The organism is Mycobacterium sp. MAC_080597_8934, from assembly GCF_000523975.1.
Lineage (GTDB): Bacteria > Actinomycetota > Actinomycetes > Mycobacteriales > Mycobacteriaceae > Mycobacterium > Mycobacterium avium.
Map to the genome: position 1 here is coordinate 143,946 of NZ_JAOS01000022.1, position 25,542 is coordinate 169,487.

Annotated in this window: 24 protein-coding genes and 3 pseudogenes; 11 read left to right on the forward strand and 16 right to left on the reverse strand. The window is 68.4% G+C overall.

Annotated elements, in window-relative coordinates:
• Positions 1 to 6: 6 nt before the first annotated feature.
• Positions 7 to 962: pseudogene (locus NF20_RS12380) on the reverse strand (LLM class F420-dependent oxidoreductase).
• A 229-nt stretch (positions 963 to 1,191) separates the two neighbouring features.
• Here NF20_RS12380 and NF20_RS12385 point away from each other — a divergent pair.
• A complete protein-coding gene (locus NF20_RS12385; RefSeq protein WP_009978349.1) occupies positions 1,192 to 1,974 on the forward strand; it encodes an enoyl-CoA hydratase/isomerase family protein in 783 nt (260 codons plus the stop codon).
• A gap of 24 nt (positions 1,975 to 1,998) precedes the next feature.
• On the forward strand, positions 1,999 to 3,294 hold the full coding sequence (locus NF20_RS12390) for an acyl-CoA dehydrogenase family protein (RefSeq protein WP_003878795.1): 1,296 nt from the start codon (positions 1,999 to 2,001) through the stop codon (positions 3,292 to 3,294).
• Here the strand turns inward: NF20_RS12390 and NF20_RS12395 are convergent.
• The gene (locus tag NF20_RS12395) at positions 3,291 to 3,974 is read right to left on the reverse strand and encodes an MspA family porin (protein WP_003874912.1); all 684 of its coding nucleotides are present in this window, start codon (positions 3,972 to 3,974) and stop codon (positions 3,291 to 3,293) included. The genes NF20_RS12390 and NF20_RS12395 overlap by 4 nt on opposite strands.
• A gap of 181 nt (positions 3,975 to 4,155) precedes the next feature.
• Here NF20_RS12395 and NF20_RS12400 point away from each other — a divergent pair, with 181 nt between their 5' ends.
• The gene (locus tag NF20_RS12400; RefSeq protein WP_003874911.1) at positions 4,156 to 4,401 is read left to right on the forward strand and encodes a hypothetical protein; all 246 of its coding nucleotides are present in this window, start codon (positions 4,156 to 4,158) and stop codon (positions 4,399 to 4,401) included.
• A gap of 3 nt (positions 4,402 to 4,404) precedes the next feature.
• On the opposite strand, the gene NF20_RS12405 is transcribed toward NF20_RS12400, so the two are convergent.
• From NF20_RS12405 to NF20_RS12415, 3 genes are all read right to left on the reverse strand, one after another.
• Positions 4,405 to 5,379: a phosphotransferase family protein gene (locus tag NF20_RS12405; protein ID WP_011725769.1), complete on the reverse strand. Its 975-nt coding sequence runs from the start codon at positions 5,377 to 5,379 to the stop codon at positions 4,405 to 4,407.
• Positions 5,376 to 6,182 (reverse strand): SDR family NAD(P)-dependent oxidoreductase, encoded by an 807-nt coding sequence (locus NF20_RS12410; protein WP_011725770.1) that lies wholly within the window; start codon positions 6,180 to 6,182, stop codon positions 5,376 to 5,378. Before NF20_RS12410 ends, NF20_RS12405 begins: the two co-directional genes overlap by 4 nt.
• A 78-nt stretch (positions 6,183 to 6,260) precedes the next feature.
• Positions 6,261 to 7,178, reverse strand: a complete 918-nt coding sequence (locus NF20_RS12415; RefSeq protein WP_011725771.1) for an alpha/beta hydrolase — start codon at positions 7,176 to 7,178, stop codon at positions 6,261 to 6,263.
• 63 nt (positions 7,179 to 7,241) lie between these two features.
• On the opposite strand from NF20_RS12415, the gene NF20_RS12420 reads away from it, so the two are divergent.
• The 8 genes and pseudogenes from NF20_RS12420 to NF20_RS28180 all read left to right on the forward strand — a co-directional run.
• Positions 7,242 to 7,565: a DMT family transporter gene (locus tag NF20_RS12420; protein WP_003874907.1), complete on the forward strand. Its 324-nt coding sequence runs from the start codon at positions 7,242 to 7,244 to the stop codon at positions 7,563 to 7,565.
• 94 nt (positions 7,566 to 7,659) lie between these two features.
• The gene (locus NF20_RS12425) at positions 7,660 to 9,039 is read left to right on the forward strand and encodes a hypothetical protein (RefSeq protein WP_011725773.1); all 1,380 of its coding nucleotides are present in this window, start codon (positions 7,660 to 7,662) and stop codon (positions 9,037 to 9,039) included.
• A 31-nt stretch (positions 9,040 to 9,070) separates the two neighbouring features.
• Positions 9,071 to 9,256 (forward strand): hypothetical protein, encoded by a 186-nt coding sequence (locus NF20_RS12430; protein ID WP_003874905.1) that lies wholly within the window; start codon positions 9,071 to 9,073, stop codon positions 9,254 to 9,256.
• Entirely contained in the window at positions 9,249 to 9,674 is a 426-nt protein-coding gene (locus NF20_RS12435; protein ID WP_011725774.1) for a hypothetical protein, read from the forward strand. The genes NF20_RS12430 and NF20_RS12435 overlap by 8 nt, the downstream gene beginning before the upstream one ends.
• Before the next feature lie 144 nt (positions 9,675 to 9,818).
• The gene (locus tag NF20_RS12440; protein WP_023861033.1) at positions 9,819 to 10,262 is read left to right on the forward strand and encodes an MmpS family transport accessory protein; all 444 of its coding nucleotides are present in this window, start codon (positions 9,819 to 9,821) and stop codon (positions 10,260 to 10,262) included.
• Complete coding sequence (locus tag NF20_RS12445) at positions 10,259 to 13,087, forward strand: RND family transporter (RefSeq protein WP_033712602.1); 2,829 nt, start codon at positions 10,259 to 10,261, stop codon at positions 13,085 to 13,087. The genes NF20_RS12440 and NF20_RS12445 overlap by 4 nt, the downstream gene beginning before the upstream one ends.
• 139 nt (positions 13,088 to 13,226) lie before the next feature.
• Positions 13,227 to 15,173: pseudogene (locus tag NF20_RS12450) on the forward strand (ABC transporter ATP-binding protein); the annotation flags it as partial.
• A gap of 147 nt (positions 15,174 to 15,320) precedes the next feature.
• A pseudogene (locus NF20_RS28180) lies at positions 15,321 to 16,031 on the forward strand (CbiQ family ECF transporter T component); the annotation flags it as partial.
• A 10-nt stretch (positions 16,032 to 16,041) separates the two neighbouring features.
• On the opposite strand, the gene eno reads toward NF20_RS28180, so the two are convergent.
• The 11 genes from eno to NF20_RS12505 all read right to left on the reverse strand — a co-directional run bounded on the left by eno (position 16,042) and on the right by NF20_RS12505 (position 25,399).
• Complete coding sequence (eno, locus tag NF20_RS12455) at positions 16,042 to 17,325, reverse strand: phosphopyruvate hydratase (RefSeq protein ID WP_033712600.1); 1,284 nt, start codon at positions 17,323 to 17,325, stop codon at positions 16,042 to 16,044.
• Positions 17,326 to 17,406: 81 nt separating this feature from the next.
• The gene (locus NF20_RS12460; RefSeq protein ID WP_033712599.1) at positions 17,407 to 17,961 is read right to left on the reverse strand and encodes a carboxymuconolactone decarboxylase family protein; all 555 of its coding nucleotides are present in this window, start codon (positions 17,959 to 17,961) and stop codon (positions 17,407 to 17,409) included.
• Position 17,962: 1 nt separating this feature from the next.
• Positions 17,963 to 18,808: a TauD/TfdA dioxygenase family protein gene (locus NF20_RS12465; RefSeq protein ID WP_033712598.1), complete on the reverse strand. Its 846-nt coding sequence runs from the start codon at positions 18,806 to 18,808 to the stop codon at positions 17,963 to 17,965.
• A gap of 45 nt (positions 18,809 to 18,853) precedes the next feature.
• Positions 18,854 to 19,192, reverse strand: a complete 339-nt coding sequence (locus NF20_RS12470; protein ID WP_019732979.1) for a hypothetical protein — start codon at positions 19,190 to 19,192, stop codon at positions 18,854 to 18,856.
• Positions 19,189 to 20,451 carry an aromatic ring-hydroxylating oxygenase subunit alpha gene (locus tag NF20_RS12475; RefSeq protein ID WP_033712596.1) on the reverse strand — a complete coding sequence of 421 codons (1,263 nt, stop codon included), beginning with the start codon at positions 20,449 to 20,451 and terminating at the stop codon, positions 19,189 to 19,191. Before NF20_RS12475 ends, NF20_RS12470 begins: the two co-directional genes overlap by 4 nt.
• Before the next feature lie 13 nt (positions 20,452 to 20,464).
• Positions 20,465 to 21,205, reverse strand: a complete 741-nt coding sequence (locus NF20_RS12480) for an SDR family NAD(P)-dependent oxidoreductase (RefSeq protein ID WP_019732977.1) — start codon at positions 21,203 to 21,205, stop codon at positions 20,465 to 20,467.
• Entirely contained in the window at positions 21,202 to 22,023 is an 822-nt protein-coding gene (locus tag NF20_RS12485) for a 2Fe-2S iron-sulfur cluster-binding protein (RefSeq protein WP_033712595.1), read from the reverse strand. Before NF20_RS12485 ends, NF20_RS12480 begins: the two co-directional genes overlap by 4 nt.
• Before the next feature lie 66 nt (positions 22,024 to 22,089).
• The gene (locus NF20_RS12490; protein WP_003874892.1) at positions 22,090 to 22,542 is read right to left on the reverse strand and encodes a MarR family winged helix-turn-helix transcriptional regulator; all 453 of its coding nucleotides are present in this window, start codon (positions 22,540 to 22,542) and stop codon (positions 22,090 to 22,092) included.
• Positions 22,543 to 22,554: 12 nt separating this feature from the next.
• Positions 22,555 to 23,802 carry a metal-dependent hydrolase family protein gene (locus NF20_RS12495; protein WP_019732974.1) on the reverse strand — a complete coding sequence of 416 codons (1,248 nt, stop codon included), beginning with the start codon at positions 23,800 to 23,802 and terminating at the stop codon, positions 22,555 to 22,557.
• Positions 23,799 to 24,134 carry a hypothetical protein gene (locus NF20_RS12500; RefSeq protein WP_003878804.1) on the reverse strand — a complete coding sequence of 112 codons (336 nt, stop codon included), beginning with the start codon at positions 24,132 to 24,134 and terminating at the stop codon, positions 23,799 to 23,801. Before NF20_RS12500 ends, NF20_RS12495 begins: the two co-directional genes overlap by 4 nt.
• Positions 24,131 to 25,399: an aromatic ring-hydroxylating oxygenase subunit alpha gene (locus NF20_RS12505; RefSeq protein WP_011725783.1), complete on the reverse strand. Its 1,269-nt coding sequence runs from the start codon at positions 25,397 to 25,399 to the stop codon at positions 24,131 to 24,133. Before NF20_RS12505 ends, NF20_RS12500 begins: the two co-directional genes overlap by 4 nt.
• Between the last annotated feature and the right edge of the window lie 143 nt (positions 25,400 to 25,542).

Sequence of the window (25,542 nt, forward strand, 5' to 3'; positions counted from 1 at the left end):
CGGCCGCTAGTTGCGGACCGCGGGCAGCACGGCCTGCTCCCAGGCCGCGAAGAACCCGTCCATGTCCGGGCCGATCTGCTGCACGTAGACCTCGTCGATGTCGGCGTCGATGTAGCGGCGCAACTGGGCGATGTGCCGATCGGGGTCGGGCCCGCAGGCGACGCTCTGGGCGACGGTGTCCGGCGGCACCAGCGGCATCAGCGCGGCGAAATCCTTGGGGCGGGGCAGGATTTGGGACGTCTGGCCGGGCAGCCCCTCGTTGCCCCACAGCCGGTGCGCGGTTTTCAGCGCGGCGTCGGCGTCGGCGTCCCAGCACACCTTGGTGCCGCCCTGCACCGGCTTGTCGCCGCCGCCGGCCTCCCGGAACTGTTTGACCAGCTCGCCGTCGGGCATGGAGATGCTGTATCCGTCGCCGATCCGGGCGGCCAGCCGCACCGCCTGCGGCCCGAACGCCGAGACGTAGATGGGCACCGGCTGCTCGGGGCGGGTGTAGATCCGGGCTTCCTGCACCTCGTAGTGCTTGCCGTGGTGGCTCACCTCGCCGCCCTGGTGCAGCTTGCGGATGACCTCGACGGCCTCTCGAGCATCTGAAGCCGGACCCCGGCGGACGGCCAGGGATCGCCCAGGATGTGCTCGTTGAGGGCCTCGCCGCTGCCCACCCCCAGCACGAACCGGCCCTGCAGCTGCACGGCCGCGGTGGCCGCCGCCTGCGCGATGATCGCCGGGTGTATCCGGATGGTCGGGCAGGTGACGGCGGTGCTGACCGGCAGCGACGTCGCCTCGGAGAGCGCGCCGATCACCGACCACACGAACGGGCTCTGGCCCTGCTCGTCGTTCCAGGGATGGAAGTGGTCGGAGATCCACAGCGCCTCGAACCCGGCGTCCTGCGCCCGCTTGGCCTGGTCGACGAGTTCCTTCGGCCCGAACTGCTCGCAGGAAAGAAAGTATCCGATCTGGGTCATGGCGCCCCGGCTACCCGCTCGGCGGGCGCTTAAGCATTAGGCAGCACCCGCGAGAACAGGCCGGCCAATTCGGGAGAAGACAGTTCTCGATAACCGAGAGACGATTTACGATCGCTGGTGACCTGAGCGGTCCCTGACGATCGGAGTTCCCCATCGACGCCTGGATTCTCGACGCCGTCGACGACGTGATCGCCGGCGGCGGCATGGGCACCGCCATCATCGAGCGGCTGTGACGATGCCGAGCACGCTGGAGCTGGCCGCGCCGGGCGACGGGGTGCGGGTACTGCGGCTGAATCGCCCGCACCGGCTCAATGCCATCGACGAGGCGATGCAGACCGAATTGCGGTTGGTGCTCGACGATTTGGCCGCCGACCACGCGGTACGCGCCGTGGTGCTGACCGGCGCCGGGCGGGGCTTCTGCGCGGGCATCGACATGCGTGACTTCGGGCCGTCGATGGTCGGGGCCGACGCGCCGGCGCTGGAGCGGATGCGGTTTCAGGAGCGGATGGCCGCCCTCGCGGAGGCGGTGTGGGCACTGCCGCAACCCGTCATAGCGGCGGTCAACGGGCCCTGCGTCGGCGCGGGACTGGCCCTGTGTCTGGCCGCCGACATCCGAATCTGCTCGGCGGCAGCGACTTTCGCCAACGCGGCCATCCTGCTCGGGCTGTCCGGCGCCGAGATGGGCATGAGCTATCACCTGCCCCGCATCGTCGGGACCGGCGTCGCCGCCGACTGGATGCTCACCGGCCGTACCGTGTCGGCCGCCGAAGCCGACCGGCGCGGGCTGGTGAGCGAGGTTGTCGAGCCGGACCGGCTGGTCGAGCGGGCGGTGGAGTTGGCGCGGCTCATCGCCGGGCACGCGCCGCTCGGCGCGCAGCTGACCAAGCGCGCCCTGCAGGTCAACACCGACGCCGCGAGCCTGGCGTCGGCGATGGAGCTGGAGAACCGCAACCAGGTGATCGCGCACGCAACCGACGAGGCGGCGGCGCGCCGGCAGAAGTGGTCGCGGTGAACCGCAACCCGGAGAGGACGGCAGATGTCGTGGGACTTTTCCACCGAACCCCAGTGGGCGCGGCAACTCGAATGGGTCGAGGACTTCGTGCGCGAGGAGTGCGAGCCGATCGACCTGATCGTCAAGGAATCTCACGACCTCGATGACCCGGTGCGCCAAGCGCTGATCCCGCCGCTGCAGAAGATCGTCAAGGAGCGCGGATTGTGGGCCACCCACCTGGGTCCCCACCTGGGCGGCCCGGGCTACGGGCAGGTGAAACTCGCGCTGCTCAACGAGATCCTGGGCCGCTCGGAATGCGCGCCGATCGTCTTCGGCTCCCAGGCACCCGATTCCGGCAACAGCGAGATCCTGGCCCACTACGGCACACCGGAACTCAAGGCCCGCTACCTCGAGCCGCTGCTGGACAACCGCATCGTGTCGTGCTTCTCGATGACCGAACCGCAGGGCGGGGCCGACCCGAAGGTGTTTCGCACCACCGCGGTGCCCGACGGCGACCACTGGGTGATCAACGGCGAGAAGTGGTTCTCGTCGTTCGCCTCGATGGCCTCGTTCATCATCGTGATGGCGATGACCGACCCGGAAGCGCCGCCGTATCAACGCTATTCGATGTTCGTCGTTCCCGGCGACACTCCCGGCATCACCGTGCTGCGCGACGTCGGGCTGGGCTACCAGCCCCTCGGCGGCGGACGGGAGGGATACGTCCGCTACGAAAACGTCCGGGTGCCGGCCGATCACATGCTGGGCCCGCGCGGCGGCGCGTTCGTCGTCGCGCAAACCCGGCTGGGCGGCGGGCGGATTCACCACGCCATGCGCACCGTCGGCCTGGTGCGCCGGATCTTCGACATGATCTGCGAGCGGGCGGTGTCGCGCTACACCCAGGGCGAGGTGCTGGCCAACAAGCAGCTGGTGCAGGAGATGGTCGCCGACTCCTGGATGGAGATCGAGGCGTTTCGGCTGCTGACACTGCAAACCGCTTGGAAGATCGACCAATTCAACGACTACCGGGCGGTGCGGGCCGACATCTCGGCGGTGAAGGCCATGATGCAGAGGGTGCTGCACGACGTGTCGGCGCGGGCGCTGCAGCTGCACGGCTCGCTGGGGACCACGCACGAGATGCCGTTCGTGCAGTACCTGGTGGAGTCCTTCGTGCTCGGCCTGGCCGACGGCCCGACCGAGGTGCACAAGGTGACGCTGGCCCGGCTGCTGCTCAAAGACCGTGCGCCCGCGCCGGATCTGTTTCCCTCCGAGCATTTGCTGCGGCTGCGCGCGGCGGCGGAGGCGAAATTCGCCGACAAGCTGGCGGGAATTCCCCGTGGCTAGACGGCTTTGGTGACGCCGACGTAGGACAGCACCACATCGGATTCGTCGGTCACCCGGTTGAGCACCGCATAGGACCGGATGAAGGACTGGCCCACGCAGCCGTCGATCTTGACGTGGAAATTGCTGACCATGACCCACGGGTTGGGGCCGCGGAATTGCTTTTTGACCACCGGCACCACGATCACCAGACCGGGTTTGAGGCCCACGTTGAGCACGCCCGCGATCGGCGCCACGACCAGCGGCAGCACGTCCCCGGGCACCCCGGTCACCGGTCCGGTCACGCCCGGGGTGATGCCGGCGGTACCGCCGATCGTGACGCCGTCCGACGTGCTCATGTCGATGCCGCAGCCGATCTCGTAGCCCACCTCGAGCACGCCCTGCGGCTGGGTCGGTCCCGACAGGGAGCCGACGAAGATCCCGCTGGCCAGGTATTCGCGGGAGGACAGCGCGGTGGTCAGCGGCGCCACCGGGACCTGCTGCTCGTCGCGGGCGCCGAGTCCGAGCGTCCAGCCGTCGGGAGTCTTGAGGATTGCGGGCGGATTGGAGGGCAGCGCCCCCTCGGCGGCCGGCGCGGCTTCCGGAGGCGGCGGCGCGGCGTCGGGGTCGGCGCCCGTCGTGGGCGCCGTGGGCAGCGACAGCGCCAGGCAGACGGCGGCCACCAGGGCGCGACGAACGACCACGGCAATCGGCCTCACGGGCGACACCGTACGCACCGGGCAATTCCGGTAGCGAAATTTGCTGGGCGCCCGGTCGAAGTCGTTGTGGGTCCGTGACTGTTATGCGACGTGCACGCAAATGTAGACTGGGATTTTCGATAAGCTTCCCAGGCCAACGATCCGGGCGGAAACCGAGGAGGCGGCGATGACGTTTCGCAGCTGCGGTCGCGGACTGCTCGCCGCGGCGGCGACGGCGATTGCCCTGGGGTGCGCCGCCGGGGCGGCGCATGCCGACCCCAACGTCGATCCGCGCCCGCAGCCGCCGGGGATCGACGACGTGTGGAGCCCGTTCCCGACCACCTGGACCAACCCGTCCAACGAGGGCCAGCCGGTGAACGACTCGGGCGACGTCGGGATGATCTGCGAAAATCTGCTGGTCCGCTGCCAGTAACACTCATCGGCGCCGAGCCAGTAGGGCCCCGGCGCGATCCAACAGCCTCGGCAAAGTCGTTGTCATAGACTCTAATTCGGCTCGCGGCGAGGATCGGCGCCGATTGTGCTTGACGATCAGCGACCAGGTGGCCGCCGACTTGAAACACGCCAGCGCGCTGAACCAATCCAGATCGCCGGCATCGCAACCCAATTCGTGAAGGTAGAGGTCGGCGAGTTCGGCGGTCGAGGGAACCGCACCGTCCGACGGCGTCACCCGCCGGTAGGTGTCCGGGTCGCAGTTGATCAGGAACCAGCCCACGTCGATGCGCGGGTCGCCGATCGACCAGATTTCCCAGTCGATGACCGCGTTGATCCGCGGGCCGTCGGCGAGCAGGTTGCCCAGCCGGAAGTCGCCGTGTACCACGGCGGGTGGCATCGCGCGCGGCGCGCAATCCAGCAGCGCGTCACGCACTTTCGGCCAGCCCGGGGCCAGCGCCGGGTCGACGGTCCCCAGCGTGTCGGACCAGCGGTGGACTTCGGCCACCGGATCGATGACCGGTTCGCCGCCCAACCCCAGTTCGGTCGGCGGGATGCGGTGCAGCGCGGCCATGGTCCGGCACGCGTTGCGGTACCGGTCGGCCAGGCCGGGCACGGCCGGCCAGCCGTCGAATAACGGTTCCCCACAGTCGCCTTCGACGCGCGACATCACGTACAGCGGCGGCGTGTACGGTGGCCGCCCGGCGTCCTCCCAGCACACCCGAGGAACCGGAACATCGGTCGGCGCAAGCGCTTTGATGATGCGGGCCTGACGCAGCACATCGCGGTGCCCAACCGGTGCGACACCCGGCGGAGCGACCTTGATCACCACCGGCCGGCCGTCGCGAATGCCGGCGAAGGTGAGGCCGGACGCGCCGCCGGACAGCGGGGTCAGGGCGGTGATGCCCGCGCCGGCCAGCCGGCCGCGCAGGACATCCAGGTCCGGCTCGGCGCTGCTCATGTGGCCGGCGGGCCGGTGCCGGGCCAGCCGACCTCGGCGAGGAAGGGTTGGGTGTGCGCGATGCGACCGGTCAACGTCTTCGGATCACCGGTGCACAACCGGAACACCGTCTCGGTGATCAGCGCGATGTCCTCGGTGTCGGTCTTGGCCAGATCGAGGGTGCCGGCGCCGGGCGTGGCGACGGGGTTGGACGGGGCGGCGGCGTTGACGGCGATCCCGTCGTCGTACAGTTCGGCCGCAAGGCTTTTCGTCAACCGGTTCAGGGCGGCCTTGGCCGTGCCGTAGATGCCGAAGCCGGCGGTCCGGTCGAATTCGGAGAACGGCGGGCCGGGCGGCAGGTCGCCGCCCACCGAGGTCAGGTTCACGATCCAGCCGCGGCCGCGCTCGCGCATCGCGGGGATCGCCAGCTGGCACAGGTGCAGCGGCCCGAGCACGTGCATCTCCATCATCAGCCGGGCGCGCCGTTGCGGGAACCCGTCCAGCGGCCGCAGGAAGGTGACCGCGGCGTTGTTGACCAGGATGTCCGGCGCGCCGACGGTGCCGACCACCTCGGCGAACAACCGCTCGCGTTCGTCGGGTTGCGACAGGTCCGCCTGCACCGCAACGGCTTTCCCGCCGGCGGCCAGGATCTCGTCGCGGGTCTGGCGCAGCGCCCCCTGATATTTCGGGTCGGGGTCCAGGGTGCGGGCGGTCAGCGCCACGGTGGCGCCGCGTTCGGCCAGCCGCGCGGCGATCGCCCTGCCCAGCCCCCGGCTGCTCCCGGTGACCAGCGCCACCATCCCGTCGCACCGCTGCCCGCTCATCGTCGTCCTCCTCGGTGACCGTCGGAAATGGCTTCTCCGCATCAGAGAATGCCATTATCGCCGGTGCGGGAAAAGCGGCTAGTCGTCGATCGCCGTCGCCGCCCAGGCCAGCAGCCGCCGCCACAGTCGATGCCGGCTCGAGGCCATGTTGTGGCAGTGCGCGCTGCCGGCCAGCACCACGGTGGTGATGTCGGGGCTGCTGCGGTACAGGGCGGCCTCGGCGCGCGGATCCGGGGAGACGTCGACGACGCCGTACCCGAGCAGCACCGGGACGTCGATGCGGGCGGCGTGCTCGGCCACGATGCCGGGGATCATCGCCGTGCCGAACACCCGCGGCACCACCGACACCGCGGTGACGGCGTCGGCCGCGACGATGTCGGCGGGCACGTCGGCAAGGTGGAACCAGCCTTGCAGGTGCTCGCGCGGCCCCGCGAAATACGGCTGCGCCAGCGCGGCGAGGATCTCGGCGGCCAGCTCGGCGCGGCCTTGCGGGGTGGCCGCGCGGGCGCGGAATGCCGGGTCCAGGTTCAGCGGCGCGACGTGCTGGTTGGTGCACCCGAGCATCGCCATGGCGGCGTAACCGCCGAACAGCGCCTGCTGGGTGAGGGCGAGGTAGCCGCCCAGCGAATGCGCCACCGCCACCGCCGGCGCCTGCACGCCGGTGGTTCCGGGCAGCGCGCGCAGCGCACAGTCCAGCGCGGCGCCGATCTCGGCGAAACCGAAATCGGATGCCGGCTGCGAACTTTCGCCGGTGCCCAACGGATCGACCGTCAGCACGGCGTAGCCGTTGCCGGTGGCAAAGTCGGCGAAGCTGTAGCCGTCATGGCCGGCGATGTCGAGGTCCCAGTACTCGCGGCTGTAGGTGCCGCCCGGCAGGCAGACCAGCACCGCGGCCGCCGTGCCGCCGCGCGCCGGATAGTAGGTCGCCGCCAGCGACGCCCGCTCCCCGACCGCGCTGCTGACGTCGAAGCGGACCGGGTGCCCGGTAGCGGCCATAACCTGCGCTTCCTTTCCTGTCCTGTACACACATACCTGTACATGCGTGCGCGAGGAGGCGTCTTGACCTATCTGTTCTTGATTTGCGCGATTTTGGCCGAGGTGGTCGCGACCAGCCTGCTCAAGAGCACCCAGGGTTTCACCCGGCTGTGGCCCACCGTGATCTGTCTGCTCGGCTACGCCGTGTCCTTCGCGCTGCTGGCTGTGTCGATTTCGCGCGGCATGCAGACCGACGTCGCCTACGCGTTGTGGTCGGCCATCGGCACGGCGCTGATCGTGCTGATCGCCGTGCTGTTCCTTGGCTCGCCGATATCGGTGACCAAGGTCGTCGGTGTCGGGCTGATCATCGCCGGCGTGGTGACGCTGAACCTGACCGGGGCGCACTGACCGGGTCCGGCGCCGGGCCGAAGGTGATGTCTCGAGTGGACGATTCGCCGGTGCGCCGCAAGGATCGACAGCACAACTCGTGGCAGGGAGGGAAGTGACATCACGATTCGCCGGCCTGGCGCTGGCGCCGGTGGCCATCGCGCTGGCCATGCTGTTCGCCCCGTTCGCCGGGGCCGACGACTACACCGATCAGCTGGTGGCGAGGTTCGACAGCCAGACGCATGTGGTGGCCGACCCGGGGGCACGGCCACCGCTGCAGAACCCGGACGGGCTGAACCGGCAGATCCTGGCGGGCCCGTGGCGGTGGAGTTCCGGCCCGCCGATCTGGGTGGCGGCGGTGGCGCCCGCCCAGAGCGGGGTGACCACGGCCGATTCCATCCACGAGGCCATGCTGCGACGAGACGCCCAGTTCAGCGGGGTCATCCTGGTCATCGACTCCCGCGGCTACCACGTGCGGGCCTACCACGTGCCCAAGGTCGTCGCGGACAACGTCGACGAATTCATGAACCAGTCGGCGCAAGATCATCGCAACGATCCGTACGGCGCGGCCAGTGAATTCGTCGGCAAGCTGTCGGGCGTCAGCGTGCCCACCCGCGCACCGGTGTCCACCTCCCCGCTGGTGCAACACCAGCGCGACGACTGGGCCTGGCTGAAGGCGGCGTTCGTCATTGCCGGGATCACGTTGGCGACGGCCGGCCTGATCTGGTTCGCGGTGAGTCGAAATCGCAAGCACCGCAAGGACATCGAGAACCGCGAGCAGATCAAGCAGGAGCTGATCACCGCCGCGTCGAACGTCGGCGACCTCGACAACGAAGTGCTCACCGACGGCAACACCGATGTGAGCGCCGAGTCGCTGAAGGCCAATGCCAGCCTGCACGACGCCCGAAAAGCCTACGAGAAGGGCGATTACGGCGCGGCCCGCGCCCACCTGCGGGTGGTGGAGTCCACGGTGGCCAAGGCCAACCGCAAACTGCACCCGGGGCAGCGCGAACCCGAAGGGGCCGCGGCGGATTCGTCTGTGCCCGCGCCGGAGCGCAAGCAGGCCAGCGTGCGCACCACCGACCCCGAGACCGGTCAGACGGTGACGATCAGCAACGCCGACTACCGCACCACCGCGCAGCCCGGCTACCCGCACTACTTCGGCGGCGGCTACCACAACGGGATCTTCTTCCAGCCCGGCTTTTACCCGTACCCGTTCTGGGGCCCGGGCTGGGGTTGGGCGTTGGGCGACGTGCTGCTGATGGACGCGCTGCTGGACGACCATTGGGGCGGCGGATTCGAGCGCGGTTTCGAGGCCGGCCGCGACGCGGCCTTCGCGGACGCCGGCAGTCACAATGCTGCTGCCAACTACGAAGCCGCTAACTATGACGGCGGCTATGACGCGGGCGGCGACATCGGCTTCGACGGCGGCTGGGACTCGGGAGCCGGGTGGGATTCGGGTGGCTCCGACTCCGGCGGCGATATCGGCTTTTGAGCTCTCCCGGCCCAGGCGTTAGGTTCCTTCGATGAGCACGGACAAGATCAACCGCGGCATCCTGCTCGCCATGGTGGCGATCGGGGCGGGCGCCTACGGCTTGCTGTACGGCCACGCGTCGGCACTCTTCAAGCTGCTGGTGCCGGTTGCGCTGATCGTCCTGCTCGGGCTGGTCGTCCGCGACGTCATCAAGGACCGGGCGGGGAACGATGAGTGAGGCCGTCCACGGTCTGGCGACCGTCATCGCCCTGGCGCTGGCGTCGACGTTGGCGCTCGTCGCCGCGGTGCACGTGCACCGACTGGAGGGCCGGGCGACCGCACCGATCAGCGAGGAAATCGGCAGCGCCAAGGCGGTTTTGCACAAGGTCCGCAAGGGCGAACCCATGTCGCCGGCGGAGGTGGACTACGCCAAGCAGGTCGTCGCCGACCGGGGCTCGCTGATGACCCTGTGCATCCCCGGCGCCCTGTTCATGCTGGGGTGCTTCTTCGTCTTCGGCAGCCTCTACCACCTGCACGGGGCGACTCCCTCGGAGCGCACCTTCCTCGGCGTGATCCCCATGTTGACCTCGACGAACCTGGCCATCCAGATTCGCCGCAGCGCACGGCTGAGGCGGCGGCTGCGGCACCTGTCCTGACCGAGGACGGGTTCGGGTTGCGGTGTTCGGACCCTTTGCACGATGATGTGTCAATTGGGCACATGAGCGTCTACTATTCGACGGGCGCGACGGCGAGAGCGGGGGGCAGCAGCACGATGGCCGGACCGGGTCGCAGGTGATCGCATGAGCCCTCGCTCCACCGGGCGTGCTGTGCTGGCGCGGATCTGGATGCCGCTGGTGGCCGTCGTCGCGGTGGGCGTGGGCCTGCTCTGCATGTACAAGGTGCACCAGTTCTCCGAACCGGAGCCGGTCATCACCGTCAACGGTCCGCAGGCACCCGAGCAGTTCAACCTCAAACGGATCACCTACGAGGTGTTCGGCTCCGTCGGGCAGGGCGGGAAACTCGTCTACGTCGACATCGACGGCCATCCGCACCAGGTCGACATCACCACGCTGCCGTGGACCCACACCGAGAGCACCACGCTGTCGGTGGCCTCCGGCAGCATCTCGGTGCACGTCCACGGCGGTCAGGTGGGGTGCCGGATGCTGGTCAATGACGTTGTCCGCGACGAGCAGTCGGGCAACCACCAGGACGCCGACGTCCAGTGCCGGGTGAAGTCGGCATGACCGAGCATCGCCTCGGCGCCTCCCGGGTCAAACGTCCCCTCATCCCCAGGATGGTTCGCGCCTTCGCGATACCGATCATCTTCTTCTGGGGACTGCTCGCCGTCACCACGAATACCTTTATGCCGCAAGTGGAACGGGTCGCCGAAGAGCTCGCCGGGCCGATGGTCCCGCACTATGCGCCCTCGCAGCGCTCGCTGCTGCACATCGGCGAGAAGTTCCACGAATCCAACTCGACCAACCTGACCATGGTGGTGTTCGAGGCCAACCGGCCGCTGGGAGACTCCGACCACCTCTACTACGACGACCTGATGCGCCGCCTGCAGCGCGACACCAAACACGTGCAGTACGTGATGGACCTGTGGGGCAAACCGTTCACCGCGGCCGGGGCGCAAAGCGTCGACGGCAGGTGCACCTACGTGCTGCTGCGGCTGGCCGGCGACATCGGCCAGATCCAGGCCAACCAGTCGGTGGACGCGGTCCGCGACATCATCAAAAACGACACTCCCCCACCGGGTCTCAAGGTTTACGTCAGCGGCGCGGCGCCGCTGGCCTCCGACACGCTGTCCATCGCCAACGCCAGCCTGAACAACGTCACCATCGTCACGATCATCCTCATCGTGGTGATGCTGCTGCTGGTGTACCGCACGCCGTCCACCCTGCTGGTGCCCCTGCTCGGTGTCCTCATCGAAATGCTTGTCGCCAAAGGGATTACCTCCACCCTCGGGCATCTGGGCTACATCGAGTTGTCGTCGTTCGCGGTGAACATCGTCATCGCGTTGACCCTGGGGGCCGGCACCGACTACGGCATCTTCCTGATGGGCCGTTACCACGAGGCGCGGCAAGTCGGTGAAAGCAGGGAAGACAGCTTCTATATCGCCTACCGGGGTGTGGCGCCCATCATCATCGGGTCGGGGCTGACGATCGCCGGGGCGTGTTACTGCCTGACGTTCGCGCGGCTGAACTATTTCCACACCATGGGGCCCGCGGTGGCGATCACCATGCTGTTCACCATCGCCGCGGCGATGACGCTGGGTCCGGCGCTGCTGACCGTCGGCAGCCTGTTCGGGATGTTCGACCCGCGGACCGACAGCAAAGGGCGTCTGTACCGGCGCATCGGGGCCAGCGTGGTGCGCTGGCCGGTGCCGATCTTGGTGGCCAGTTCCGCGATCGTCATGGTCGGGGCGATCTTCGTGCCCACCTACCGGCAGAACTACGACGACCGGCAGTACCAGCCGCGAAATGCCCCGGCGAATCTGGGTTTTCAGGCCGCCGATCGGCACTTCCCGAAAAGCAAGCTGTTCTCCGAGATGCTGATGATCGAGACCGATCACGACATGCGCAACTCGGCCGACTTCATCTCGCTGGACCGGGTCGCCAAGGCCCTCATTCGGCTGCACGGGGTGGCGATGGTGCAGGGCATGACCCGGCCGCTGGGCCGCGCGCTCGAGCACGCCAGCATCCCCTACCTGTTCACCACGCAGGGCAGCGGCAACGGACAGCAGCTTCCGTTCAACCGGGAACAGAACTCCAACACCGACGCGCAGGCCGAGATCCAGGCGCACTCTGTTGCGGTGCTGCGCAAGGAGATCGGCTTTTTCCAGAAGGTGTCCGACGAGCTGCACCAGACCGTGCTCACCGTGGAGGACCTGCAACAGGTCAGCGACGAGATGAACGAGGAAGTTTCGAATCTCGACGACTTCTTCCGTCCCATCAAGAGCTACTTCTATTGGGAGAAGCACTGTTTCGACATTCCCCTGTGCTGGGCGTTCCGATCGCTGTGGGACACCATCGATCACATCGACCACCTGGCCGAAGACATCAACCAGGCCAGGATCTCGCTCACCGAGGTGGACAAGGCGTTCCCGCAGATCATCGCCCAGCTCAAGGCCACCGCCGACGACACCGAGGCGTTGCAGTTGAAGTTGGTCAACAGCTACGGGTCGGCGGATCTGCAGTCCATCCAGACCGATCAGACCTACGACGACCTGATCAACGTCGGTAACGACTTCGACCGGTCCCGCAGCGACGACTACTTCTACATCCCGCACGAGGGTTTCGACAACGACGACGTGAAGACCGGCATGAAGCTGATGATGTCGCCGGACGGCAAGGCGGCCCGCTTCATCGTCACCCACGAGGGCGACGCGATGGGTCCCGAAGGGGTGGAACACGTCGAACAGTTCCCCGAAGCGATCAAGACGATCCTGAAAGAGACGTCGCTGGCGGGCGCCCGGATCTACATCGGCGGTTCGGGCTCCAACGACAAGGACATCAAGCAGTACGCGATGTCGGATCTGCTGATCGCGGCGATCGCGGCGTTCGTGCTGATCTTCTTGATCATGTTGTTCATCACCCGAAGTCTGGTGGCCGCGTTGGTGATTCCCGGCACCGTGGCCTTCTCCTACGCCGGGGCGTTCGGCCTGTCCATCCTGTTCTGGCAGCACCTCATCGGCCTGCATCTGCACTGGCTGGTGCTACCGTTGACGTTCATCATCCTGGTGGCCGTCGGTTCGGACTACAACCTGCTGCTGATCAACAGGGTCAAGGAGGAGCTGCACGGCGGCATCCACACCGGCCTGATCCGCGCGCTGGGCAGCACCGGCGGCGTGGTGACGTCGGCGGGCTTGGTGTTCGCCTTCACCATGCTGGCCATGCTCACCAGCGAGCTCAGAACGATCGGTCAGGTCGGCTCCACCGTGTGTATCGGCCTGCTGCTCGACACGCTGATCGTGCGCTCGTTCGTGGTGCCGTCCATCCTGCGGATCCTCGGGCCGTGGTTCTGGTGGCCCACCCTGGTGCGTTCCCGGCCGCTGCCCCAGCGATAGCTACCTGAAGATCCGATGAGAGAGACGGCCGGGCCCACAGCGGCCGCGGGCATAATCGTGGCGTGACGGCGCCGGGCGCGGCGAGGCCGCAGAAGCGGCCGGATCGCTACGACCCGGCGAACTGGCGCAGGCCTCGGTGATGGGCGCGCTGTGCGCGGCGATCGCCATCATCGCGGTCGTTCTTCCGCACGGCGGCGGGCTGGGGCTGCTCGGCAGCGTGCCCACCGGCCTGCTCGCCTACCGCTACCGGATCCGGGTGCTGATCACCGCGACGGTCGCCGCCGGCGTGATCGGCTTTTTGGTCGTCGGGTTGAGCGGCTTGGCGGCGATCGCGTTGTGCGCCTACACCGGCGGGCTGGCCGGAATCGTCAAACGGCACCGCCGCGGCACACCCACCGTGCTGGCGGTGTCATTGGTGGCGGCCGGCGTCGTCGGCGCGGGCATGGTCATCGCGCTCACCGTGTTGACCCGGTTGCGCCAGTTGGTCTTTCATGCCATCGGCGCGGCGGTGGACGGCGCCGCGTCGGTGGTGGCGCGGGTGCCGCCGCTGCACGCGGCCGCCGTGCGGTTGGCCGAGTTCTTCGCCGCGGCGTTGCAGCACTGGCAGTGGCTGGTGCTCGGGTACGCGCTCGTCGCGATCGTGGGCGCCTCGCTGGTCGGTTGGTGGGCGTTGTCGCGGGTGCTGGAGCGGCTGCGCGGGATTCCCGATGTGCACAAGCTGGACGCGCCGGCACGCAACGGCCCGACCCGGCCCGTCCCGGTGCGACTGGACCGGGTGCGGCTGCGTTACCCGCACGCCGACCGCGACGCGCTGCGCGCCGTCAGCCTGGACGTGCAAGCGGGTGAACACGTCGCGGTGACCGGCGCCAACGGCGCGGGGAAAACCACCCTGATGCTGGTCCTGGCCGGCCGCGAACCGACGTCGGGCACGATCGAACGCCCCGGGTCGGTGGGCCTGGGTGAGCTCGGCGGGACCGCCGTCGTCATGCAGCATCCGGAGAGCCAGGTGCTGGGCACCCGGGTCGCCGACGACGTGGTCTGGGGTCTGCCGCCCGGCACCACCACCGACGTGGGCCGGCTGCTCGGCGAAGTCGGGCTGGCGGGCCTGGCCGACCGCGACACCGGCAGCCTGTCCGGCGGCGAACTGCAGCGCCTGGCGGTGGCCGCGGCGCTGGCCCGGGAGCCGGCGCTGCTGATCGCCGACGAGGTCACCAGCATGGTGGACCGGCAGGGCCGGGAGCAGCTGCTGACCGTGTTGTCCGGACTGACCGAGCGGCACCGCACCGCCCTGGTGCACATCACCCACTACAACGACGAGGCCGAATACGCCGACCGCACCATCAATCTCGGTGATACGCAAGGCGATACCGCCCTGATCCGAACGGCGACCGCGCCCGCGCCGACGTTCCCGGCGGGCCGGGGGGGCCGGGCGCCGGTGCTCGAACTCGCCGGCGTCGGGCACGAATATGCCAGCGGCACGCCGTGGTCCCGAACCGCGCTGCACGACGTCAGCTTCACCGTGCACGAGGGCGACGGGCTGCTGATCCACGGCGGCAACGGCTCGGGCAAGTCCACCCTGGCGTGGATCATGGCCGGACTGACGGTGCCGACCACCGGGACCTGTCTGCTCGACGGCCGTCCCGCCGCCGAACAGGTCGGAGCGGTGGCGCTGCAGTTCCAGGCCGCCCGGCTGCAGTTGATGCGCAGCCGCGTCGACCTGGAAGTGGCCTCGGCAGCGGGCTTTTCGCCCGACGACCACGACCGGGTCAGCGCAGCGCTGGCCACGGTCGGCCTGGATGCCGGGCTGGCCGAGCGGCGCATCGACCAGCTCAGCGGCGGCCAGATGCGGCGCGTGGTGCTGGCCGGTCTGCTGGCGCGGTCACCCCGGGTGTTGATTCTCGACGAACCGCTGGCGGGGCTGGACGCCGCCAGTCAACGCGGCCTGGTCGAGCTGCTGGCCGAGCGGCGCCGCGAGACCGGGCTGACCGTGGTGGTCATCTCGCATGACTTCGCCGGGCTCGAGCAGCTGTGCCCGCGCATCCTGCACCTGCGCGACGGCTCTTTGGATGCGAATCCTGTTGCAGCCCAGCCTGTTCCGGTGCCCGTTGCCCCTCCGACTAAACGTCCGGCGGCGCGCCGCCGGCCCGTGGTGCTGCTGCGCCCCGTCCCGGGCAGCTCGCCCATCCACGAGCTGTGGGCCGGAACCAAACTGCTGGTGGTGTTCGCCATGTCGTTGCTGCTCACGGTGTTTCCCGGATGGGTGGCCATCGGGCTGGCGACCGCGCTGGCGGCGGCGGGACTGCGGCTGGCCCACATCCCGCGCGGTGTGCTGCCCTCGGTGCCGCGCTGGCTGTGGATCTTCCTGGGCGTCGTCGGCGTCACCGCGGCGCTGGCCGGCGGGGCCCCGACGATTCACCTGGGCACGGCGTCGCTCGGGCTGGGCGGGCTGCTGGACTTCCTGCGCGCGACCGCGCTGACCGTGGTGCTGCTCGGCCTGGGCGCACTGGTGTCATGGACCACCAACGTCGCCCAGATCGCCCCGGCCGTAGCGGCTTTGGGCAGGCCGCTGCGAGTCCTGCGGATCCCGGTCGACGACTGGTCGGTCGCCTTGGCGCTCGCGCTGCGCACTTTCCCGATGCTCATCGACGAGTTCCGGGTGCTCTACGCCGCTCGGCGGTTACGGCCCCGCCGGCCGGCGCAGACCCGCTGGGCCCGCCTGCGCCGGCCGGCGACCGACCTGATCGACGTGGTCGTCGCCGTCATCACTGTGACGCTGCGGCGCGCCGACGAGATGGGCGACGCGATCACCGCGCGGGGCGGCACCGGGCAGATCTCGGCGGCCCCGTCGCGTCCGAAACGCAATGACTGGATAGCGCTTTCGATCGCGTCGGCGGTGTGCGCGGCCGCGGTGGCGGCCGAGCTGGCGTTGCTGGCCGGCCACTAGAGCGCCGCTTTTAGAACCGGGCCAGCGCCGGCACATCCGCCAGCGCGCAGTCCGGGATGCCTTCGGCCGCGCGCAGCAGGAAGTTGAGCTTTTCGATGCGTTCGCCCGAGCGCGGTGCGCCGTTCTTCTGCAACGGCGCACCCAGCCCCACCGCCAGATCCATCACCACGTCGTCGATGACGCCGCCCGACCGGCCGGACGGAATCGCCAGAAGGCCGTTCTGCGAGGCATATTCGAAGCAGTCCAGCGCCTCGGCGATGGTGCCGACCTGGTTGGGCTTGAGGATGAACCCGTCGACGGCCGATGTCTCGACGGCGCGCCGCAACCGGTCGCGGTTGGTCACGATCAAATCGTCCCCGACGATGATCGAACGGTTGACCGTCTGCACCGCTTTGGTGAACCCGGCCCAGTCGTCGCCGTCCAGCAGATCCTCGATGAACAGCATCGGGAACTCCTGCGACAGGGCGCGGGCGTAGTCGATCAACGCCTCCGCGGTCACCCGACCGCCGTTGAAAGCGTAAGTGGCGGAATCGTTGTCGTACACCTCGCTGGACGCGCAGTCGAGTGCGAACGCCATGACGTCGGCGCAGCCGGCGCGTTCGACCGCCTCGGCCAGCAGTTCCAGGACGGCGTGCGGGTCACCGGACGGCGCGATATAGCCGTAGGACGACGCCAACAGCGGTGTGCGGCCCAGATGTTCGGCGAGCACCTCGCCGAGCACCTCGAACAGGCTCACCCCCTTCTCGACCGCCGCCTGGATCGACTCCGCCCGATACGGCACGACGAGGAACTCGCTGAAACTCTGCTCGACGTCCCCGTAGCGGCCGCCGTTGATCATGTTGAAGCTGGGCATCGGCACGGTGGTCGGTGGTGTCAGCCCGAGCAGGGCGCCGACGTAGGTGTAGGTGGGTGTGCCCGCTGCCGCGGCGGCCGCCCGCAGCAGCGCGATCGACGTGGAGTAGATCGCGTTGCCGCCCAGCCGGTGTTTGTCGGGCGTGCCGTCGAGTTCGATCATGACCCGGTCCAGCGACCGCGGGTCGTCGAGTTCGGCGCCGGTCAGCACGGGGGCGATCTCGTCTCTGACTGCGGCGACGGCGCGGTGCACGCTGCGCCCGCGGTATCGGGTGGGCTCCCCGTCCCGCAGGACGAACGCCTCGTGTGCCCCGACCGAGGTGCCGGTCGGCGCCGCGCCGCGGCCGACATGGCCGGTGTCGGTGGTGATTTCGACCTCGACCAGCGGCCGGGCCTTGCAGTCCAGCAGTTGGCGGGCGACGACGGAAGCGATCCGCACCATCGACCTCCCGGACCCTGTCGAGGCCTATCGAGAGCGCCAGCCTAAGACGAATCCGCTGAGAGCTCGCTGAGAACTCCCCGCCTAGGGGGTCTCCTCCTCCTGGACACCGAAGGTGTTGACCGCCAGCGCCAGCAGCAGGTAGCCGCCGATGGTGAAGATCAGGTCCATGCACTGCCGCTGCGTGAACAGCTCGCACAGCCGGTCCCAGGTCTGCCGGCTCAGGGTGCTGGCACCGGTGAGCTCGTCGACGGCCCGGACCACGGCCGCATCGGTCAGGTCGGCGCAGCGGCCTCGCCGGATGTCGTCGATGTCGGATTCGCTCAGGCCGGCGCGCCGCGCGATGGGGAGGTGATGTGACCACAGGTAGCCGCACTTGCTGCGGTGTACCACCCGAAGCAGCGCGACTTCGCGTATCCGGGGCGACAGCGTCGACCGGGTGAGCAAGTACGCGTTGAACGGCAGGTAGGCCGCGGTGAGGTCGGGGTGGCGGACCAGGGTCGACAAAACATTGCCCGCCCCAACGGGATTGGCGCGCTCGGCGGGGATCAGCGAGGCCAGCGCCGCGCGGGTGTCCTCGTCCCACTCGTCGGCGGGCAGCGGTGTCAGGCGCTGCGGATGCCGGTCGGACGCGGCCATGCTATTGGATCGGCTCGTCACCGAGCACGGTGGTGCGCAGCATCTCTCGCGACGAGTCCGGGTCGTAGGGCGCCGCCCGGTGCAGCACCCCACGGTTGTCCCAGATGACGGTGTCGCCGATCGACCAGCCGTGGCGGTAGACCCGTTCGGGCACCGTGGCGCGCTGCAGCAGTTCCTCGAGCAGGGCGCGTCCTTCGTCGACGTCCATGCCCACGACGTAATCCGCGGAGGCACCCAGCACCAGCGATTTGCGCCCGCTGCGATGCGTCCACACCAGCGGGTGTTCATGCGTGCGCCGAGATCGCCAGCGCGCCACGAGTTCCGGTGACGGATCGGGATAGACCCGACGCTGGGATGCCTCCAGCGAGTGCACCACCCGCAATGCGCCGAACCGCTGTTTCTCGTCGTCGGTCAGTGCGTCGTACGCAGCGTAGGAATTGGCGAATTCGGTTTCGCCGCCCCGCTCGGCGACCCGGACCGCCGACAGCACGGTGGCCTTCTGCGGACACTCGTCGCCCAGCGGTGTGCAGCCGTCGATGTGCCAGTCGAAGGTCGCCTTCAGGTAGGCCGCGGAGGCGTTCTTGGACTTGTCCAGCGTGATCGGGTAGATGCCGGGCACCGGGTGGTGGCCGTCGGAGGAGTGGTCGACCTCGCCGAGGCGGCCGCAGAAGGCGACCTGCGCCGCCGGGTCGAGATACAATCCGCGGAAGACCAGAACCCCGTTGTCTTCCAAGGCATCCAGCACCGCCTCACCCACCGAGTCGTCGTGTGCCAGGGCGGCCGTATCCAGGCCGGTGACTTCGGCGCCGACCGAGTCGGTGAGTTTGGTGATGGTGAGCAGACTCATGGCCGCTCCTTTCCGCAGCAGGGTTGGACGGTCTCGGCCGCCGGGTCAGGGCACCGGGCCGCCGGTCCGGATCATGACCGCGTCGGCGGCGTCGACCGGGGCGGGTTGATGCATGATCTCCACCGCCATGGCCACCATGATCAGCGAGTAGATCATGTGCAACAGGTTGACGACGTCGCCGGGCAGGCTATCGAGGGGAAACTTGTCGCAGTAGTCGATCGCCTCCTCGAGGCGGGGGAAGAACGCGTCGTAGAAGTCGCGCAGCTGCGGCATCGACGCGTTGACCCTGGCATTCCACCGCTCGGTTTCGGTTGGCAGGCACCACGTTTGGGCATAGCCCTCCAGCTCGGCGAAGGCGCTGGGCAAGATGGGCGCCATGGTCACACCCCCACCGTTTCGCGTTCGCGGCGATACGCGTCGACCCAGTCCACGACCACCTTGTGCAGATGGCGCACCAGGATCTCCTGGTCGTTGAGTGGAAAGTCCTCGACCACACCGTATTCCAGCGCCGCCTGGGTCCCGCCGAGCATCCCGGCGTCCTGCAGCGCGAACTCCTTGAGCACCACCGCGGCGACCTCGTGCTCGATGCGCTCCCGCACGCTGCGCGCCGGGTGGAAGTAGGTATATGCCTCGAACCGGTGGGTGTTGTGCGAGGTGGGCCAGTACCGGTACAGCAGATACCAGCCGCCGTAGATCAGGATCTCCAGGTTGGGGAAGATCTGGAAATTGCTGATGCCCCACTGCTCGATCCCGCCCGGGTTGAGCCCGGCCGGCAGCTCGCCGATGTCGGGCGTCCGCCACGGCCCCACCAGGCCGCTGCGGGTGGCCCGCTCGATCGGATACATGTATTCCGGTGGCATCAGCCAGCGGCGCCGCCCGGCCGTGGAAACCAGCCGGTGCGGCCCGTCGAGTTGGAAGTGCCCGCAGGTGAATACGGCGTTGCTGTCGCGCACCTCGGGAGGCACCTGTTGGGAGTGCAGGGCGGGCACGTGGTAGTACTCCTGGAAGGCGTCGGCGAAGATCTTCCAGTTGCTGTTGTTGTGTGCCACCCAGTCGTACCGCTCGGTCAGCTTGTCGAACGGATAGCCGTCCAGCCCGGTGATCATCGGGCCGAGGAACTCGCGCAGGCTCTGGCGAGGTTGGGGGTCGAAGTTGATGAAGACGAAGCCGTTCCACACGTCGCAGTGCACCGGCCGCAACCCGTACTCGGCCGGATCGAGGTCGAAGAATTCCGATTCCTGCTGGACGAATTTCAGCGCACCCGTCAGGTCGTACCGCCAACCGTGGTACTTGCAGGTGAATTGGCGGCAGGTGCCGCGGGTCTCTTCACCGGGAAAGTCGTTCCACACCAATTTGTTTCCGCGGTGGCGGCACACGTTGTAGAAGGCGCGGATGCGCTCGTCCCTGCCCTTCACCACGATCACCGAGGTGCGGGCCGCCTCGATCTCCTTGGTGAGGTAGCTGCCCACCCGGGGCAGCTCCTCCACCCGGGCGACGTTGAGCCAGGCCCGTTTGAAGATGGCCTCCCGCTCGAGTTCGTAAAACTCCGGCGACGTCGAATCCTTGAAAGAGACCGGCCCCGTTCCCAATTCGGGGTAGTGCTCGGTCCACGAGCCTTCCGGTGGCCTACCTGATCTGGTCATCGAATCCTCACTGTCACATCACTGCTCCGCCGTTGACACCCAAGACCTGGCCGGTGATGTACCGCGCCTCGTCAGACGTCAAAAACCCCACCGCCGCGGCGATATCCGCCCCGGTGCCCAGGTAGCCCAGCGGGATGTTCGCCGCGATCTGCTCGTTGGAGGGCAGGTAACCGGCCGCCTGGCCCTGATGCTGCATCGGCGTCTCGATGCCCGACGGCGGAATGTTGTTGACCGTGATGCCGTGCGGCGCGTATTCGCGGGCCAGCGATTTCGTCAACGTGATCACCGCCCCCTTGGACGCCGCATAGTGGGCGGCGAACGGCGACCCGCGCTGAGCACTCGACGAGGAGATCATCACGATCCGCCCCCAGTTCGCCGCCACCATGTCCGGCAGCGCGACCTGACAGCAGTGAAACGTCCCGGTGAGATTGACATCGATGATCCGCGACCAGGATTCGGCGGTGATGTCCAGGAACGGCGAGAACCCGAACATCCCGGCGCTGGTCACCAGGACGGTCACCGGCCCCAGCTCGCTGCGCACCTTCGCGAAGGCCTGCTCGACGGCGGCCCGGTCGGTGACGTCGGCGCCCACCCCCAGCGCGGTCGCGCCGTCGGTGCGCAGGTCGTCGGTGACGCGTTGCGCCGCATGCTCGTTGACGTCGAGCACGGCGATTTTCATGCCGCGCCGACCCAGCTCGTGGCAGGTCGCCTCGCCCATGCCCGACGCGCCGCCGGTCACCACCGCCACCCTCATTCGTAGACCACCCGCACCGTCGGGCTGGTGGGCAGCGCCTGACAGGTCAGCACCCAGCCGTCGTCGACCTCCTCCGGATCGAGCGCGTCGTTGTTGATCATCCGGGCACTCCCCTGCGTCAGGCGTGCCATACACGTTCCGCACGAACCGATTTCGCACGACGATGGCGCCCGCAGCCCCGCCATGCGGGCGGTCTGCAGCAACGTGTTGCCCGCGTGGTACGGGGCTGTCGTGGTGGCCCCGTCCAACACGATGGTGACCTCGCCGGGCTGCACCTGGCCCTCGGCCGGCGCCGCGGCGCCGACGTCGGTGACGTCGAAGTGCTCGACGTGCACCCGCTCGGCCGCGATGCCCGCGTCGCGCAGCGCGGTGCACACCGTGTCCGTGAACTCATTCGGCCCGCACACATAGAAGTCGGCGTCGCCCGCGGTCGCGATGAACGCCGAAATGTCCTCCTGCGTGGCGAACCCGGGTTCGTTGTCGAAATGGTGGTGCGGCGTGAAGCGCTCGGCATGTCGTCGTTGCAGGTCCGCCAGGTCCTCGTCGAAGATCACCGCGTCGCGGCTTCGGTTGGCGTAGAACAACCGCGCGCGGCGGGTGCCGGCCGTCAGTGCTGTGCGCAGCAGCGAGAACACCGGTGTGATGCCGCTTCCGCCGGCGAACGCGACCAGCTGCCGGTCGGTGTCGGTCAGCACGAACCGGCCCCGCGGCGGCAAGGCGTACAACCGGCCGCCGGGTCCGGCGGTGTCGGTATTGCCCGGTTCGGGGGCGGTCACCGTCGCCGGACCGTCGTGCGTCGCGGTGCGCTGCTCGGCCATCCCCGTGAGGGTATCAACTACTTGCGATTGATCTCAAGTACTAGATACAGCCCTGGTGGCGGCCGGTCAGCCGTCGACGTGATCGGTGAACAACTCATGGCCGGTGCCCTTTTCGACCACGCGGCCCAGCAGTTCGCGCAGCGTCTGCTGCTCCTGCTCGGTCAGCACGCCGAACACCTCCTGATGCGCGGCGATCGCGTCGTTGACGACGGTTTCGGCGACCTTGCGGCCCTCTCCGGTCAGGTAGGCCTGCAGGATGCGCGCGTGCTGGGGGTCCTGTTTTCTTTCCACCAGCCCGCGGCGTTCCAGTGCGGTGAGCGCGAGCTGGACACCCTGCGGGCTGATCAGCAGGCGGCGCGCCAGCTCGGCGCCGGACAGGCCGGGCTCGTTGGCCAGCTGGCGCAGCACACCGATCTGGGCGGTGCTCACGCCGTGTTCCCGCATCGCCTCGTTGATGGTGGTCAGCGAATAGTAGAAAGCCTGTTTGAGCAACCACAGGATGTTGTCGGTGAGTTCCATGCCTGCCTCCTGCTAGGCCGCAGGGGTTTTGTAGATCTGTCCATTCTTCATGACGAAGCGGACGTCGAGGGTGGCGGCGATGTCGTCGAACGGGTTGCCGGGCACCGCGATGATGTCGGCGAGGTAGCCGGGCGCCAGCCTGCCCAGCTCGTCGTCGGCCTCGATCAGCTCGGCGGCCACCACGGTCGCCGCGCGGATCGCCTGGGCGGGGGTCATGCCCCGCTGCACCAGCGCGCCCAGTTCCTTGGCGTTCTGGCCGTGCGGGATGGCCGGCGCATCGGTGCCGCAGGCGATCCGGACGCCGGCCTCGATCGCCTTGGGCAGCATGGCCTTTGCCCGCGGGAAAACCTCGAGCGCCTTCTTGCGCAGTTCCGGCGCGATGCGGTCGATGGCCATGGCGTCGGTCAGGTAGGTGGTCGACACCAGGAACGTGCCGTGATCGACCATCATCTGGATGGTCTCGTCGCTGGCCAAAAAGCCGTGTTCGATGCAGTCGATGCCCGCACGGATGCAGGCCTGGATTGCGCTGTCCCCCACCGCATGTGCGGCCACCCGGACACCGGCCCGGTGGGCCTCGTCGGCGATCGCGGCGAATTCGGCGTCGGAGTACTGCTGCGCCCCGGGCGCGGTGCTGTGCGACATCACCCCGCCGGAGGCGGACACCTTGATCAGCTTGGCGCCGTGCCGGATCTGGTAACGCACGCAGGCGATTACGTCGGGCACCCCGTTGGCGATGCCCTCGGCCACCGACAGCGGCATGATCCCCGGGGCCAGCCGCTGAAACACCGTCGGGTCCAGATGCCCGCCGTACGGGGTGACGGCATGGCCGGCCGGATAGATCCGGGGCCCGGCGTGCCAGCCCGCGTCGACGGCGCGTTGCAGCGCGACGTCGAGCAGATACCCCCCGGTCTTGACCATCAGCCCGAGGTTGCGCACGGTGGTGAACCCGGCCTCCAAGGTGGTGCGCGCGTTGACCGCCCCGCGCAGGGTGCGGTAGGCGGGGTCGTCCTGCACGCCGTGCATCGGCGACGGCAGGCCCTCCGGCCCACCCGGCCCGCCGATGAGCAGGTTGAGTTCCATGTCCATCAGGCCGGGCAGCAGCGTGGTGTCCCCGAGGTCGACGGTGGTCGCCGAATCCGGCAGCGGCCCTTCGGGATTCATCGCCGAGATGCGTTCGTCGTCGACCACGATCACCGCCGGCGCGTGGATCTTTCCGGTCACCACGTCCGCCCATCGGGCCGCCCGCAGCACGGTGGTCATGGCACGGGCTCGGATACGCAGTCCAGGGTCGAGGCGCCCGAATCGGGGACGCGGGGCTGTTTCCAGCACTCCACCGGGAAGGACACCATGATCATCGAATAGAGCAGGTGCATCAGGTTCAGCACGTCGTCGGGCAGGTCGTCGAGGGAGAACTTGTCGCAGAAGGCCAGCGCCTCCTCGGCCCGCGGGGTGATCGCGTCGTAGAAGGCCTTCATCTCGGTCATGGAGCTGGCCAGCCTCTTCGCGTAGCGTTCGGGCTCGCTGGGCAGGCACCAGTCGGCGAACGGTTCGAGGTCGGCGAACTCGGCGGGCAGCATCGACATCGTGTTCACACTCCCGCGGTGGACATCCGGCGATAGTCGTCGATCCACGCCGCGGTCTCCTTGTGCAGGTGACGCAGCAGGATCTCCTGGTCGTTGAGCACGAACTTGTCGACCACCCGCGATTCGAGCATGGTCTGGGTGGCCTCCAGGGTGTTGGCGTCCTGCAGCCCGTATTCCTTGAACGACACCGCCGCCAGTTCCTGGGCCACCCGCTCGCGCGGGGTGCGCGGCGCCGGGAAGTACAGCGTGCCCTCGAAGACGTGGCTGTGATACGACGTCGGCCAGTAGTGGTAGGTCAGGTACCAACCCTGGCCCCAGAACAGGATGACGAAGTTGGGGAACAGCTGGAACGAATCCAGGCCCCACGGATCGCATTTCGCGGGGTTGAGCCCGTCGGGCATCGGCCCCAGATCGGGCTTGTCCCACGGCCCGAACAGTCCGCTGCGGCAGATGTCCTCGATCGGCTTGCGCATCTCCGGCGACATCTCCCAGGCCCGCACCCCCGAGGTGCTGACCAGCCGGTGCGGACCGTCCAGCCGGTAGTGCGGCGCCTCGAAACCGGCCTCGGCGGCGGCTTTCGAGTAGGCGGTCGGCGACTGGTTCGCGTGCAGCACGGGCGCGTGATAGAACTCCTGGAACGCGTCCATGTAGAGCTTCCAGTTCGCCTTGACCTCCGACCGGTAACACCAGCGCGACGTCATCTTGTCGAACGGGTAGCCCTCGAGGGCGGTGATCATCGGCCCCAGGAACTCCCGCAGCGACTGTTCCGGTGTCTTGGCGAAGTTGACGAAGACGAAACCCTCCCACACGTCGCAGTGCACCGGCACCAGCCCGTAGCGGCTCTTGTCCAGGTCGAAGAACTCCTCCTCCTGCTGCACGAAGGTGAGGTTGCCGTCCAGGTCGTAGCGCCAGGCATGGTATTTGCAGGTGAACTGCCGGCACACGCCCCGCGTTTCCTCCAGCGGCATGTCGTTCCACACCAGCTTGTTGCCCCGGTGCCGGCACACGTTGTGGAACGCCTTGATCTCTCCGGATCCGTTGCGGACCAAGATGATTGAGGTGTTGACGACCTTCAGTTCCCGGGTGAGGTAGCTGCCCTTGCGTGGAAGTTGTTCCACCCGAGCCACATTGAGCCAGGCCCGTTTGAAGATGGCCTCACGCTCCAGCTCGTACACCTCGGGGCTGATCGAGTCCTCGTAGGACACCGGCGCGGTGCCCAGCTCGGGGTAATGCTGTGTCCAGCTGCCCTCCGGCGGTTTGGGAAATCGCGCCATGCTCGCTCCTTCAGCAGTCCGACCTCACCGGAACCCCGGGGCGCCGCCCGCGCGAAACAACCAGCTGCGCACCGGTTTCACCGGTCCCGCGGAGCTCCGTCACGGGCGACGGTATATCCTCGACCCATCATTAGCAAGTAGTT

Bases quoted from the DNA above. Each gene is read 5' to 3' on its own strand.
- NF20_RS12390 (WP_003878795.1), top strand. From the start codon at position 1,999: ATGTCGTGGGACTTTTCCACCGAACCCCAGTGGGCGCGGCAACTCGAA.
- NF20_RS12400 (WP_003874911.1), top strand. From the start codon at position 4,156: ATGACGTTTCGCAGCTGCGGTCGCGGACTGCTCGCCGCGGCGGCGACG.
- NF20_RS12405 (WP_011725769.1), bottom strand. From the start codon at position 5,379: ATGAGCAGCGCCGAGCCGGACCTGGATGTCCTGCGCGGCCGGCTGGCC.
- NF20_RS12410 (WP_011725770.1), bottom strand. From the start codon at position 6,182: ATGAGCGGGCAGCGGTGCGACGGGATGGTGGCGCTGGTCACCGGGAGC.
- NF20_RS12415 (WP_011725771.1), bottom strand. From the start codon at position 7,178: ATGGCCGCTACCGGGCACCCGGTCCGCTTCGACGTCAGCAGCGCGGTC.
- NF20_RS12430 (WP_003874905.1), top strand. From the start codon at position 9,071: ATGAGCACGGACAAGATCAACCGCGGCATCCTGCTCGCCATGGTGGCG.
- NF20_RS12435 (WP_011725774.1), top strand. From the start codon at position 9,249: ATGAGTGAGGCCGTCCACGGTCTGGCGACCGTCATCGCCCTGGCGCTG.
- NF20_RS12440 (WP_023861033.1), top strand. From the start codon at position 9,819: ATGAGCCCTCGCTCCACCGGGCGTGCTGTGCTGGCGCGGATCTGGATG.
- NF20_RS12445 (WP_033712602.1), top strand. From the start codon at position 10,259: ATGACCGAGCATCGCCTCGGCGCCTCCCGGGTCAAACGTCCCCTCATC.
- eno (WP_033712600.1), bottom strand. From the start codon at position 17,325: ATGGTGCGGATCGCTTCCGTCGTCGCCCGCCAACTGCTGGACTGCAAG.
- NF20_RS12460 (WP_033712599.1), bottom strand. From the start codon at position 17,961: ATGGCCGCGTCCGACCGGCATCCGCAGCGCCTGACACCGCTGCCCGCC.
- NF20_RS12465 (WP_033712598.1), bottom strand. From the start codon at position 18,808: ATGAGTCTGCTCACCATCACCAAACTCACCGACTCGGTCGGCGCCGAA.
- NF20_RS12475 (WP_033712596.1), bottom strand. From the start codon at position 20,451: ATGACCAGATCAGGTAGGCCACCGGAAGGCTCGTGGACCGAGCACTAC.
- NF20_RS12480 (WP_019732977.1), bottom strand. From the start codon at position 21,205: ATGAGGGTGGCGGTGGTGACCGGCGGCGCGTCGGGCATGGGCGAGGCG.
- NF20_RS12485 (WP_033712595.1), bottom strand. From the start codon at position 22,023: ATGGCCGAGCAGCGCACCGCGACGCACGACGGTCCGGCGACGGTGACC.
- NF20_RS12490 (WP_003874892.1), bottom strand. From the start codon at position 22,542: ATGGAACTCACCGACAACATCCTGTGGTTGCTCAAACAGGCTTTCTAC.
- NF20_RS12495 (WP_019732974.1), bottom strand. From the start codon at position 23,802: ATGACCACCGTGCTGCGGGCGGCCCGATGGGCGGACGTGGTGACCGGA.
- NF20_RS12505 (WP_011725783.1), bottom strand. From the start codon at position 25,399: ATGGCGCGATTTCCCAAACCGCCGGAGGGCAGCTGGACACAGCATTAC.